The organism is Sphaerisporangium melleum (assembly GCF_014646695.1).
Lineage (GTDB): Bacteria > Actinomycetota > Actinomycetes > Streptosporangiales > Streptosporangiaceae > Sphaerisporangium > Sphaerisporangium melleum.
Genome location: NZ_BMNT01000067.1, coordinates 16,698 through 29,094, shown reverse-complemented (window position 1 = coordinate 29,094; position 12,397 = coordinate 16,698). Strand labels below are relative to the sequence as shown.

Here is a 12,397-nt window from a genome sequence, read left to right as displayed (position 1 = left end):
CCACAGGCCGGTGACCAGCTCAAACGCCTTCTTCAAGTGTGCGAATAGCTCATCAGACGCTATTCGTCCCCCTATCAGTACATCGAGATGTGCACGTGGTCGAAGTGGTTGGCCGTGATGCCGCCGCGGTTCGCCATGGCGCGCCAGCCGGGGAAGCCCAGGTTGTAGATGCGCTGGCGGTAGATCACGTACTTCACCCCGAGCTTGCCGCCGTTCTTGATCGCCCAGGCGGCGAGCTCCTCGCCCAGTGCGACGCCGGCGGGCGAGGGCATCGCTCCGCCGGAGCTCAGCATGAAGTCGCACGCCCGGCCCAGCGGGTGCTCCCCGCTGTCCTCCGCCCGGTAGCAGCCGACCGGGAAGGACAGCGTGAAATGGCTTTTGACCTCGGCGCGCATCAGCCGCATCCGAGGCGTGATGTTCTCGGAGCCGGTGGGCAACTCGGGGGCCCACGTCCCGTTCGACCGCTTGCCGGGGGCGACGGGAACGAGCCGGTCCAGCCGGTCCTTGATCTCGCCGATCAGCTTCTCGGCGTCCTTGCGCCGCGCGACCACCTCGGCGGCGTCCTCGCGCAGGCGGACCGTGAGCGCGCCGGCGTCCTGGGCGGCCTTCTTGCGGCCGTCGCGCGCGGCCGTGAACCGGCCGATCTTGGCCGTCTGCTCGTCCTGCAACTGTTCCAGCATGGCCGCCCCGTCGAAGCCGGGTGACAGGATCTCCCGCATCATGCCGAGCCCGCTGCCGGCCTGATAGCGAAGCCGGGCGATGTCGCCGACCTGGTTCTCCGAGGCCGCGAGCTCCGCTTCGGCCGTCTTCAGCCGCTCGCGCGCGGTCTTCTCGGCCGCCTTGGCCTTGGCGACCGCGACGCGTTTGGCGTTGTACTCGGCGATGAGCTTGTCGACCCGTTTGCCAAGAGAGCTCAGTTGCTTCTTGAGCTCCTTCTCGGTGGGCTTGGGGGCGGCGTTCCCCGCCGTGGACGGGCCGAGCACGAGGGCGGCCACGATCAGGGCGCTGGTGGCCACGGAGGCGTGGCGACCGGACGTCGAGGGCAGAGCCCACTCCTCTCCATCTGCCGGCCGGGTTAGCTGACGGGTTCGGGCCGGAGCAGCCCTACCACTCGCGTGGATTCACCCCAGAGGAACCATGGGTCCCCGGCTCCCAGGCGGGGCACCTGGGATTAGGCGTACCGGCCGTTACGGTCGGTGTCAGATGGGATGTTAGTGGCAATACCGAAACACGGCGACCAGTCGGACGAAAGACGCCGTGGTCAGCCCTGGTCGCGGAGCATCCGGGCGGCCTCCTCCGGCAGCACGTCGTTGACGAACGCCCCCATCGCCGACTCCGAGCCGGCCAGGTACTTCAGCTTCTGCGCCGCGCGCCGGATGCTGAACAACTGCAGGTGCAGGTACGCCAGGTCGCGCCCGGTGCGCACCGGCGCCTGGTGCCAGGCGGAGATGTAGGGCATGGACACCCCGAACAGCCCGTCCAGCCGCCGCAGCACATCGGTGTACAGGGGACCGAACGCCGCGCGCTCCTCGCCGGTCAGCTCGCGCAGGTCGGCGGCTTTGCGGTTGAGGTAGAGGTGGACCTCGAACGGCCACCGCGCCGCCGCCGGGACGAACGCCGTCCAGTGCTCGTTGGCGGCCACGACCCGGGTCTCGGCCTTGCGCTCGGCCTCCAGCACGTCGGTGAACAGGTCGCCGCCGGTCCGTTCCCGGTAGCGGGCGGCCGAGGCGAGCATCTGCCGGGTGCGCGGCGTCACGTACGGATAGGCATAGATCTGGCCGTGCGGGTGGGGCAGTGTGATGCCGATCTCCGCGCCGCGGTTCTCGAAGCAGAAGACCTGCTCGACACCCGGCATCGCCGACAGATCCTCGGTGCGGTCGGCGAGCGCCAGCAGCACCAGGTCGACCTGCTCGGGGGAGAGCCGGGAGAAGGAGGAGTCGTGGTCGGAGGTGAAGGACACCACCTCGCACCGGCCGACGCCGGGACGCACCTCGCTCAGCCCGCCCACGTCCTCGTACGTGCCGGTCAGGTTGAAACTGAAGGACGGGAAGCGGTTCTCGAAGACCACGACGTCGTAGTCGGAGGCGGGGATCTCGGTGGCGTTCCCGGGCCGGGTGGCGCACAGCGGGCACTGGTCGCTCGGCGGCAGGAACGTCCGTCCCTGCCGGTGCCCGGCGATCGCGATCCACTCGTCCATCACGGGGTCGTACCGCAACTCGGAGGCGGGGGGACGCGGCGGCAGGTCGCGGGTGTCCACCGCGCTGCGGTCGGCGTCCTCGCGCCGGTCGAAGTAGAAGAGCTCCCGCCCATCGGCGAGCCGGGTCACGGTGCGCTTCACCGCGACACCTCCTGTTCGTTCCCGGCGGCAGGCTGAGCCGCCCGTGCTGTTCGCGCGGCGGCATGGTCCGCCTCCGCTGTCCCGGCGGCGGACCTTCCCGCCTGACCGGTGGTCTGTCGCGGCCCTGCGGCCGGTTCGTGCGGCGGCTGAGCCGGTCGCTCCGGCCGGGCCGCCGCGGGGAGCGCCGTCTCGGCCGGATCGGCCAGGACCAGCGTGCCGGCCTGCTCGGACAGCGCCGACCGCGCGTCTTCCGGCAGGCCTGTGTCGCTGATCACGACGTGCGCCTCCTCCAGCCTGGCGATGGTGCTGATGCCGACCGTGCCCCACTTGGTGTGGTCGGCCAGGACGACGAGACGCTGGGCCGCGGCCACCAGCTCGCGGTCGGTCTCGGCCTCCAGCAGGTTGGGAGTGGTGAAGCCGGCGCGGGGGCTCATGCCGTGCACGCCGAGCATCAGAGTGTCCACGTTGAGCGCGCGGATGGCGGCCAGGGCCACCGGGCCGACCAGCGCGTCCGACGGCGTGCGCACCCCTCCGGTGAGCACGACGGTCTGGTCGGCGCGGCCCGCGCGGTGGAAGACATCGGCGACCTGCACGGAGTTGGTGATGATCGTGAGCTGTGGCACGTCCACCAGGTGGTGGGCGAGGGTCCAGGTCGTCGTGCCGGCCGACAGCGCGACGGCGCTGCCCGGGCGCACCATCTCGGCCGCGCGGCGGGCGATGGCCTCCTTCTCGGCCTGCTGGCGTACCGACTTGGCGGCGAAGCCCGGCTCCTCGGTGGACCCCGCGCCGCTGACGGTGGCGCCGCCGTGCACCTTCTCGACCAGCCCGCGCTCGGCCAGGGCCTCCAGGTCGCGCCGGATCGTCATGTCCGACACGCCGAGCTCGCGTACCAGGTCGGCGACCCGGACGGCACCGCTCCTGCGGGCACGCTCGAGGATCGCCCGCTGCCGCTGCTGTGCCAGCACCGCCCCACCCCTTCCGCAGGTTCCCTCAAAATACTACATATTCTGACCTGATGCTTGTTGGAATGTGTGGTAGTTCGAGTGGAAGATCCGGTACGCCCGAGAGACGGTGCCTGTGGGGTTATTTGGAGGTTTGGGCCTTGTACCGCCCTTCGCCCCGATGCATGGTGGGGACACGAACGGTACCCACCACGGAGGCCGAGATGGCGAGACGCGCGCGCAAGGGCCGGGCCCGCAAGAAGAAGAAGGCCAACCACGGCAAGCGGCCCGTCTCCCGCTGACCGCCGCGGCGACCCGCTCCGCCGGCGCTTCAGCCCGCCCCGCGAGGGCGCGCGGGTCTCGGCGTTTCCCTGGGCGCACTCCGGACGGCCGGCGTCGGATGCGGCGGGCCTGCACACCTCATGGGCGCGGGCTCACAGCGTCCGGCTAGGCCCCGCGCCCCCAGGCCGCCAGCAGCCGGGTCTGCGGGTCGGCGTCCTCCGGCAAGGGCGGCCGCTCGTCTATCACTCCCGCCTGCCGGTAGGACTCCTCGGCGCCCGCGAACCACCGGGCGCACACCTCCACCAGGTCGGGGTCGAGACGCTCGTCGCCCCCGATGGCCTTCGCCAGGTCCCAGGTGTGGATGAGGGTGTCGGCGAAAAGTTCGGAAATGTACTCCTCGCCGGAGATGTCGCCGAAGGACAGGCGCACCGTCCGGGTGAGGACGTCCGGCTCGTCCATCGCCCGGACCGCGGCGGCCGCCGCCACGTCGAACGCCTTGACGGGATCGTCGCCGAGCAGGTCGCCGTCGAGCAGGTGCGCCACCTCGCCGGCCGGTCGTCCGGCCAGCAGTTCCGGCGCGAGCAGGCTCTCACCCACCAGATGGTCGACCAGGGTGTGCACGTCCCAGTCGGCACAGGTGGTGGGGATGCGCCACTGACCGGCCGCCACCCGGTGCACATGAGCGCCGAAGGCGTCCAGGGCCCGCCGATAGGCCTCGCGGATGTCGATCGTCATCGTGTCCCTCCCGCGTCGTCCACCCGACGTTAACCCGGCCGCCGCACCTCCGTCAGAGGGTGCGATCGGCCGGGCACACGTGCTCGCTCACGGCGCGGGAGGGTCACCCCAGCCGGGCCAGGGTGTCCTCCACGGCGCGATGGAAGGTGGGATAGGCGTAGATCATGCTCGTCAGCCGCTCGATCGGCACCCTGGCGTCCACCGCCAGCGTCAGCAGGCCGAGCACCTCGCCGCCGGCTGGCCCGGCAGCGGTGGCCCCCACCAGGACGCGATCGTCGGCGACCAGCTTGACCAGCCCTTCCGCGCGGTGGATCCAGCCGCGGGCCGAGGAGGAGACCGAGGTGACCGCCGTGCGCACGTCCAGACCCCGCTCGCGGGCCTGCGCCTCGGTCAACCCCACCGAGCCCACCTCGGGGTCGGTGAAGGTGACCCGCGGTACGGCGCGGTAGTCCGCCGCGGGCGCGCGCTCGCCCAGGATGTCGGCCAGGGCGATGCGCGCCTGGTACATCGCCACATGGGTGTAGAACCCCTTGCCGGTCACGTCGCCGATCGCCCACACGCCCTCGGCGGCGCGCATGCGCTCGTCCACCTCGACCGCGGGCGCCGACTCGTCCAGCCCGAGGGCGCCCACTCCCACGGCGGCCAGATCACAGCGGCGTCCGGTGGCGATCAGCAACCGCTCGGCCCGGTGGCTGCCGTCCTCGGTCATCACGGTGAACGCCGCGCCGTGGTGGTCGACCCGGGTCACCTCCGCACCGGTGCGGACCGTGATGCCCTCATGGGCGAAGACCTTGGCGACCAGCTCGCCCACCTCGGGTTCCTCCAAGGCGAGCAGGCGCTCGGCGGCCTCCAGGACGGTGACCTCGGCGCCGAACCGGCGCAACACCTGGCCGAGCTCGACCCCCACCGCGCCGCCGCCGAGCACGACGATCGACTCGGGCACGCGCTCGGCCTCGACCGCCTCGTGATTGGTCCAGTACGGCGTGCCCGCCAGGCCGGGGATCGGCGGCACCGACGGCTGCGAGCCGGTGGCGATCACGATGCCGCGCCTGGCCCGCAGCACCCGCGTGTCGTCCACGGTGACCTCGCCCGGAGCGGTGATGCGGCCGCGGCCCCGCACGAGGGTGCCGCCCTTGCCGAGGAAGCGGTCGGCGGCGACCTTGTCGTCCCAGTCGTCGGTGGCCTCGTCGCGGATCCGCCGCGCCACGGGCGCCCAGTCGGGCACGACGGTCGCCTCGCCCGCCATGGATGGGATGCGCCGGCCCTCGGCCAGCAGATCGGCCGCCCGCACCATCATCTTGGACGGGACGCACCCCCAGTAGGGGCACTCGCCGCCCACCAGGTGGGCCTCGACTCCGGCGACGGCCAGCCCGGCCTCGGCCAGCCGGCCCGCGAGCTCCTCGCCGCCCGGCCCGAGCCCGAGGACGACGACGTCGAAGTGTTCGGTATCCGCATCCATGGCCTTCCCCTGCCCCGGCCCTCTCCCCCCGACACGGCCCCGCCAAGATCTTCCCCGGCGTCGCGCGCAGCGGCCCGAAGGATCACGTGACGAGGTGGCGAAGAGCAGGCCCGGGCACCGCCATCGCCTTCGAGTCCGCTCCTGAAGATTGCGCCGACGCGGCCCTGCGCCGGCTGTTCCAGCCGGGCGAGCAGGTGCGTTTTCGAAGAAGTTCGGCGACAGTGCCGTGACGAACACGAAGGCCAGGTTCCCCCGCAGGGGACCTGGCCTTTTGTCGTGAGAGCGGACGACGGGAATCGAACCCGCGTAGCCAGTTTGGAAGACTGGGGCTCTACCATTGAGCTACGTCCGCGCGAGCCGGTCGCCGTCTGGTCTAGACTTCTTCCGGTCGTCAGGACGTAAGCGTACCGGAGATTGCGAGTGCGCGAGCGACCCGATGTTCCGGGGTGTAGCGCAGCTTGGTAGCGCGCCTGCTTTGGGTGCAGGAGATCATCGGTTCAAATCCGGTCACCCCGACATGTCCGGCGTCGGCGCCTCGGCGCGGAGGCCGCCAGACGCGGTCCTCGTCAGGGGCGGGCGCCTTCGTCGACAGGCAGGGCTCCGGCGGTCGCCGTGGAATCGGTGTCCGGTGGGACCAGTCCGTACGGGAAGCGGGACACCCGGTCGTCAGTGCGGGAAGAACCTGGACGAACGTCAGCGGTCCGCGTCGAACAGAGCCCAGACGGCCTTGCCGCCCTCCTCCAGCGTCTCCCAGCCCCAGGCCTTGCTGAAGGTGTCCACGATGTACAGGCCACGGCCGTGTTCGGAGACGAAGTCGGGCTCCCTGCGCCGGGGCAGTTCGTCGCTGGGGTCGGCCACCGCGAGCAGCACGTGCGGGGACAGCCGCAGAAGCAGCAGGGTGATCGAGTGGTCCCCGTGGCGCGCGGCCGACCGGCCCGCGTAGCGCACGGCGTTGGTGACCAGTTCCGAGACGACGAGGGCGGCGTCCTCACCCAGATCAGAGCAGCCCCAGGCGTGCAGAGTCGTCTTGGTCACGTCGCGGGCCTTCTTCACCGAGTCGGCCTGCGGGCGCAGCGGGCAGGTGGTGGCGCCCTGGTGACCGCCGGTCCGCAGTATTCGCCGTAGTCCCACTTCGTGCGGTGCTTCGGTGCGATCGGCGGCGGACACGGGTCCCGGCATCCCGCTGATACCTCCCGCTGTCATTGTGTGTCTCCGCAGCCAGTGAGCCGTAATACGAGTTAGTGCACCTTTAGCCCAATATGCACTAGGCCATGATGGGACAGTATGGACCCCGGTGCAAGACCCAAATGCACGTGCAGCCGTGCTGTGCAGGCGCAAGAACCGTCTGGGACGCCATCGACGGGTCCTCTCGCGCAGGCCGGTGTTCACGGCGCGCCGGACAGACCTTGTCACGGGGGCCGGAAGTGGTGACACTGTGTTGGCTGACCCGAGAAGAGAAGGAGGCCGAATGACGCCGTTCCAGCCTGGATCCGGTCCCACGGCCCTCCGCATTCTGCTGGGGTCCCAGCTCCGCCGGCTTCGCGAGGAAAGACAGATTTCCCGCGAGGAGGCTGGCCATCACATCCGCGGCTCGGAATCCAAGATCAGCAGGATGGAGCTCGGGCGGGTCGGCTTCAAGGAACGCGACGTCGCCGACCTGCTGAGCTTCTACGGGGTCGGCGACGGCGATGCCAGGGCCGCCGTGATGGAGCTGCTGGAGAAGGCCAACGAGCCGGGCTGGTGGCACCGCTTCAACGACCTGCTGCCCTCGTGGTTCCAGGCGTACGTCGGCCTGGAGGAGGCGGCGTCGCGCATCCGCACCTATGAGGTGCAGTTCATCCCCGGCCTACTGCAGACCAAGGAGTACGCCAGGGCCGTCATCACCGCCGGCGCCGCGGGTGTCGGGGCGGCCGAGATCGCCCGGCGTGTCGACCTGCGCATGGAGCGCCAGCGCGTGCTCGACCGTGTGGGCGCGCCGGTGTTCTGGGCGGTGATCGACGAGGCGGCGCTGCGCCGCCCGATCGGCGGCGCGGAGGTGATGCGCGGCCAGTTGCAGCACCTCATCGAGCTGATGCGCCAGCCCAACATCACGATCCAGGTGATGCCGTTCAGCTACGGCGGCCACAGCGCCGAGGGCGGCGCGTACAGCATCATGCGCTTCGAGGACACCGAGCTTCCCGACGTGGTGTACGTCGAGCAGCTCGCGAGTGCGCTTTACCTCGACAAACGTGAGGAAGTGGACCGTTACAGCGAGGTGATGGAGCGGCTGTGCGCGGCCAGCACCACGCCCGAGAGCACGGTCGACATCCTGCAAAAGATCATTTCGGAGAGATTCTGACGCCTGTCGATGGCGCCGGAGTCGTCCGTCTGCCCTAGACTGGCAAGCGGCGCTGGACACCCGCCACAGTTGAGCGCGCCTATACGAGGGCGTGCCGGTTGGCCCGTGCACTGAGCCGCCCACGTGGGCGCGGCGCGCGAGCATGTCGCGGTCGCCGTACGGCATGACGCGCCCGCGGATCACCAGAAGCTTGACCAAGGAGACCACCCCGTGAAGACCGCTGTCGAGGAGCTCAGCCCGACCCGGGTGAAGCTCACCGTCGAGGTGCCGTTCGAGGAGCTCGAAACGAGCATGCAGGCGGCGTACAAGAAGGTCGCGCAGCAGGTGCGCGTGCCCGGCTTCCGCCCCGGCAAGGTTCCCGCCCGCATCATCGAGCAGCGCTTCGGCCGCGCGGTGGTCCTGGAGGAGACGCTCAACGAGGCGCTGCCCAAGCTCTACGGCCAGGCCGTGGACGAGAGCGACGTCTTCCCGGTCAGCCAGCCGGAGATCGAGGTCACCAAGATCGATGATGGCAAGGAGGTCGAGTTCACCGCCGAGGTGGACGTCCGCCCTGCCTTCGACATCCCCGCCTACGATGGCCTCGAGGTGACCGTCCCCAGCGCTGAGGTCGGCGACGAGGACATCGACACCCAGATCGACGCCCTGCGGCAGCGGTTCGCCACGCTGACCGGCGTCGAGCGCCCGGCGGGCAACGGCGACTACGTCGTGATGGACCTCTCGGCCACCATCGATGGCAAGAACATCGAGGAGCAGCAGGCCTCGGACGTCTCCTACGAGGTGGGCGCGGGCTCGGTGCTGCAGGGCCTGGACGACGCGCTGGTCGGCATGGCCGCCGGCGATGAGAAGACCTTCACCACCACCCTCGTGGGCGGCGAGAACGCCGGCGAGGAGGCCGAGGTCACCATCAAGATCAAGAACGTCAAGGAGAAGGTCCTCCCCGAGCTCGACGACGAGTTCGCCGGCCTCGCCAGTGAGTTCGACACCCTCGAGGAGCTCCGCGAGAGCCTCCGCAAGCAGGCCCGCCGCAACAAGCTGGTCGACCAGGTCGTGCAGGCCCGCGAGAACGCCGTCACCGCCCTGCTGGAGCAGATCGACATCCCGCTGCCCGACAGTGCGCTCAAGGCCGAGGTGGACGCCCGCAAGCACAACCTCGAGCACCAGATCGCCGAGAGCGGCCTCAGCCGCGAGGCGTTCTTCCGGCTCTACCAGACCACCGAGGAAGAGCGCTTCGCCGAGTTCGAGGAGAACTCCAAGACGGCCATCAAGACCGGCTTCATGCTCGACAAGATCGTCAAGCAGGAGGACATCGGCGTGAGCGAGGAGGAGCTCACCAACTTCGTGGTGCGTCGCGCCATGCAGCTCGGTGTCGCGCCGAACACCCTCGCCCAGCACCTCGCCGACAACGACCAGCTCACGCTGGCCATGGTCGAGATCGTCCGTGACAAGGCCAAGACCGTCATCGGCGACGCCGTCAAGGTGACCGACGAGGCCGGCAACGAGGTCGACCTCAAGGCCATCTACGCCGAGCTGAACGAGGGCCAGGAGGGCGCCGAGGAGGCTCCCGCCGAGGCCGCCGGCCAGCCCGCGGAGTGACCTCCCGCGCACTCGTCGCCTGAGTCCCGCACCGGTTCACTCCGGCGCGGGGTTCACGGCTCCTGTCATGCCCCTGTCGCGTGCCCGCGGCGGGGGCATGGTCGTTCCTCTCGGCACTCGGCCCACCCCGGCATTGCCGACATTTGGGTGATTGTTCGCTGATCTGGGGCAACTCCCGACTGTGATACGGGTACCCCAGAGCCGCCCATGATCGAGGACTACTTCTTCGTCGGGCTGGCCGTCGCGCTCATCATGCTCCTGGGACGGGCGGTCGCGCGCGGTCTCGGCATCCCCCCGGCCATCCCGCTCGTACTGCTCGGGCTCGCGGCGAGCCTGCTGCCGGGCATGTCGGACGTGGTCATACCGCCCGAGGTGGTGCTCAATCTCTACCTGCCGCCGCTGGTGTACCACGCGGCCTTCCTCACCGCACCGCGCGAGACCAGGGAGGACGCCGTCCCGATCTCGGTGATGGCCTTCGGTCTCACCTGCGTCACCGCCCTCGGCGTGATGACCGCCGTCCACCTCGCCCTGCCGCAGCTCGGCTGGCCGGTGGCGCTCGCGCTCGGCGCCGCGGTCGCGCCCACCGACCCGGTGGCCGCGACCTCCGTCCTGAAGCGCCTGGGCGCCCCGCGCCGGCTGGTGACCATCCTGGAGGGCGAGAGCCTGGTCAACGACGCCGTCGCCCTCACCCTGTTCGGGCTGGCCCTCACCATGGTCGCCGAAGGGGTCACCTTCGCCGAGGGCGGCCTGCTCCTGGTGCGCGTGGTGGCCGGCGGCGTGCTGTACGGACTGGTCCTCGGCTGGGCCATCGCGCGGCTGCGCGGCCGGATCAAGGACAACGGCGCGCAGATCGTCGTGTCGCTGGTCACGCCGTTCGTCGCCTATCTCCCGGCGGAGCATTTCGGGCTGTCCGGAGTGCTCGCCACCGTCAGCACCGGCTTCTACCTCGGCGTGCGCGCACACGGCCTGCTGCAGCCCTCCTCCCGGCTCACCGGCAACGCCTTCTGGGAGGTGCTGGTCCTGCTGCTGGAGTCCAGCCTGTTCGTCCTTCTCGGCCTGGAGATCCGGCAGGTGCTCGCCGATGTGTCGGACTACTCGGCCGCCTCGCTCGCCCTGATCGCGGCACTCGTCGTGGCGGTGGTCGTGCTGGTGCGATTGGGCTGGACCATGGGCGTGTTCCCCCTGGCCCGATGGCTGCCGGGCAGGCACTTGTCCTTCGACCGCGTCGGCGGGACCCACCGGCTGATCATGGGCTGGGCGGGCATGCGGGGGGCGATCACGCTCGCCATCGCCCTGTCGATCCCGTTGACCGTGCCGGACCGGCCGCTGCTGATCTTCCTGGCTGTCGTCGTCATCCTCGCCACGCTCGTCGGCCAGGCCACCACGCTCGCTCCGCTGTTGCGCCGCCTCGGCCTCGGCGAGCCGGAGGAGACCATGGTGGAGGAGGCCAGGGCGAGGGAGGCCACGATGGAGGCCGCGCTGACCAAGCTGGACCGGCTGGCCGCCGACGGAGAGGTCGACGAGCGCACCGCCGATGTGTTCCGCCAGCTCCTCGAGCTGCGGCTGGACCGGGTGCGTGCGATACTCGATGACGAGACCGACACCGGCGATGACGGCGACACCTCGCGCGACCCGGGCACGCGTGGCCTGCGCCGGCAACTCGCCGAGGTCCAGCGTGACAAGCTGGAGGAGTTGTACGCCAAGCGGAGGATCAGCGCCGAGACGCAGCGGCGGCTGATCCACGAGCTGGACCTCGAAGACCGCCGCCGCGCCTCCAGTCCGCATTGACCTCGCGGTACCTGCGCCGACAGCGAACAGCGCGAAGACCGGGACTGACCGGTCGGTGTCGCGCGTTAAGGTCACAAGCAAAGTCCATCGTTTACAACGCATCGGAAGGTGACGCTGTGACCAGCCCGCCGACCTCATACCAGCCCAGCAGCTTCGGGCCGGAGTCGCGTGGCCGTGAGAACGGCTCGTTCCGCCTTGAGGACCAGCTATACAACCGTCTGCTGCGTGAGCGCATCGTGGTGCTCGGCACCCAGGTGGACGACGAGGTCGCCAACCGCATCTGCGCCGAGCTGCTGCTCCTGGCGGCCGACGACCCCGACCGCGACATCTGGCTCTACATCAACTCCCCGGGCGGCTCGGTCACCGCCGGCATGGCGATCTACGACATGATGGAGTACGTGCCGAACGACGTCTGCACGGTGGCCATGGGCCTGGCGGCCTCCATGGGCCAGTTCCTGCTGTGCGCCGGCGCGCAGGGCAAGCGGTACGCGCTGCCGCACGCTCGCATCATGATGCACCAGCCGTCGGGCGGCATCGGCGGCACCGCCGCCGACATCGCGATCCAGGCCGAGCAGATGCTCTACGTGAAGAAGACTCTGGCCGAGCGCATCGCCTTCCACACCGGCCAGCCGCTCGACCAGATCGAGAGGGACTCCGACCGAGACCGCTGGTTCACGGCCGAGGAGGCCAAGGACTACGGCTTCATCGACAACGTCGTGCGCAGCGCGCGTCAGGTGCCCTCCGAGGGCGCCGTCTCCTGAAGGGGTAACTCGTGAGTGAACTGATCCGGCCGGGGGACATCAACGGCCGCTACATCATCCCCTCGTTCGTCGAGCGCACGACGTACGGCGTCAAGGAGATGAACCCGTACAACAAGCTGTTCGAGGACCGCATCATCTTCCTCGGCGTGCAGATCGACGACG

General features: G+C 70.0%; 10 protein-coding genes, 2 tRNA genes, 2 pseudogenes and 1 riboswitch. Of the genes and pseudogenes, 7 read left to right on the top strand and 7 right to left on the bottom strand.

The features are described 5' to 3' along the window. Window positions 1-74 precede the first annotated feature (74 nt). The 3 genes and pseudogenes from IEY93_RS35740 to IEY93_RS35730 all read right to left on the bottom strand — a co-directional run. The gene (locus IEY93_RS35740; RefSeq protein ID WP_203969138.1) at window positions 75-1,016 is read right to left on the bottom strand and encodes a coiled-coil domain-containing protein; all 942 of its coding nucleotides are present in this window, start codon (window positions 1,014-1,016) and stop codon (window positions 75-77) included. Window positions 1,017-1,050: 34 nt separating this feature from the next. Continuing rightward, window positions 1,051-1,188, bottom strand: a riboswitch (cyclic di-AMP (ydaO/yuaA leader). 73 nt (window positions 1,189-1,261) lie between these two features. Next, window positions 1,262-2,338 carry a galactose-1-phosphate uridylyltransferase gene (gene galT, locus IEY93_RS35735; protein WP_189167597.1) on the bottom strand — a complete coding sequence of 359 codons (1,077 nt, stop codon included), beginning with the start codon at window positions 2,336-2,338 and terminating at the stop codon, window positions 1,262-1,264. A 197-nt stretch (window positions 2,339-2,535) separates the two neighbouring features. Then, window positions 2,536-3,303: pseudogene (locus tag IEY93_RS35730) on the bottom strand (DeoR/GlpR family DNA-binding transcription regulator); the annotation flags it as partial. Between the two features lie 200 nt (window positions 3,304-3,503). Here IEY93_RS35730 and IEY93_RS39900 point away from each other — a divergent pair. Then, window positions 3,504-3,581, top strand: coding sequence for a 50S ribosomal protein bL37 (locus IEY93_RS39900; protein ID WP_372444553.1), 78 nt, complete (start codon window positions 3,504-3,506; stop codon window positions 3,579-3,581). Window positions 3,582-3,726: 145 nt separating this feature from the next. On the opposite strand, the gene IEY93_RS35725 is transcribed toward IEY93_RS39900, so the two are convergent. The 3 genes from IEY93_RS35725 to IEY93_RS35715 form a co-directional block, all read right to left on the bottom strand. After that, window positions 3,727-4,296, bottom strand: coding sequence for a TIGR03086 family metal-binding protein (locus IEY93_RS35725; protein WP_189167596.1), 570 nt, complete (start codon window positions 4,294-4,296; stop codon window positions 3,727-3,729). Window positions 4,297-4,399: 103 nt separating this feature from the next. Next, a complete protein-coding gene (locus tag IEY93_RS35720; protein WP_189167595.1) occupies window positions 4,400-5,755 on the bottom strand; it encodes a dihydrolipoyl dehydrogenase family protein in 1,356 nt (451 codons plus the stop codon). A 281-nt stretch (window positions 5,756-6,036) separates the two neighbouring features. Beyond that, window positions 6,037-6,107 (bottom strand) — tRNA-Gly (locus IEY93_RS35715). 90 nt (window positions 6,108-6,197) lie between these two features. On the opposite strand from IEY93_RS35715, the gene IEY93_RS35710 reads away from it, so the two are divergent. After that, window positions 6,198-6,271, top strand: a tRNA-Pro gene (locus IEY93_RS35710). Between the two features lie 177 nt (window positions 6,272-6,448). On the opposite strand, the gene IEY93_RS35705 is transcribed toward IEY93_RS35710, so the two are convergent. Next, entirely contained in the window at window positions 6,449-6,934 is a 486-nt protein-coding gene (locus IEY93_RS35705; protein ID WP_189167594.1) for an ATP-binding protein, read from the bottom strand. Window positions 6,935-7,223: 289 nt separating this feature from the next. Here IEY93_RS35705 and IEY93_RS35700 point away from each other — a divergent pair, with 289 nt between their 5' ends. The 5 genes and pseudogenes from IEY93_RS35700 to clpP all read left to right on the top strand — a co-directional run. Further along, window positions 7,224-8,093 (top strand): Sco1979 family transcriptional regulator, encoded by an 870-nt coding sequence (locus tag IEY93_RS35700; protein WP_189167593.1) that lies wholly within the window; start codon window positions 7,224-7,226, stop codon window positions 8,091-8,093. Window positions 8,094-8,303: 210 nt separating this feature from the next. After that, window positions 8,304-9,686: a trigger factor gene (gene tig / locus IEY93_RS35695; protein WP_189167592.1), complete on the top strand. Its 1,383-nt coding sequence runs from the start codon at window positions 8,304-8,306 to the stop codon at window positions 9,684-9,686. Between the two features lie 207 nt (window positions 9,687-9,893). After that, window positions 9,894-11,474, top strand: coding sequence for a Na+/H+ antiporter (locus IEY93_RS35690; RefSeq protein WP_189167591.1), 1,581 nt, complete (start codon window positions 9,894-9,896; stop codon window positions 11,472-11,474). Window positions 11,475-11,590: 116 nt separating this feature from the next. Further along, window positions 11,591-12,235, top strand: coding sequence for a ClpP family protease (locus tag IEY93_RS35685; RefSeq protein ID WP_189167590.1), 645 nt, complete (start codon window positions 11,591-11,593; stop codon window positions 12,233-12,235). A gap of 11 nt (window positions 12,236-12,246) precedes the next feature. Continuing rightward, window positions 12,247-12,397, top strand: a pseudogene (gene clpP / locus IEY93_RS39020) (ATP-dependent Clp protease proteolytic subunit); the annotation flags it as partial.

Coding starts and splice junctions, on each gene's coding strand:
- IEY93_RS39900 (WP_372444553.1), top strand. CDS start 3,504: ATGGCGAGACGCGCGCGCAAGGGCCGGGCCCGCAAGAAGAAGAAGGCC.
- IEY93_RS35725 (WP_189167596.1), bottom strand. CDS start 4,296: ATGACGATCGACATCCGCGAGGCCTATCGGCGGGCCCTGGACGCCTTC.
- IEY93_RS35720 (WP_189167595.1), bottom strand. CDS start 5,755: ATGGATGCGGATACCGAACACTTCGACGTCGTCGTCCTCGGGCTCGGG.
- IEY93_RS35705 (WP_189167594.1), bottom strand. CDS start 6,934: ATGCCGGGACCCGTGTCCGCCGCCGATCGCACCGAAGCACCGCACGAA.
- IEY93_RS35700 (WP_189167593.1), top strand. CDS start 7,224: ATGACGCCGTTCCAGCCTGGATCCGGTCCCACGGCCCTCCGCATTCTG.
- IEY93_RS35690 (WP_189167591.1), top strand. CDS start 9,894: ATGATCGAGGACTACTTCTTCGTCGGGCTGGCCGTCGCGCTCATCATG.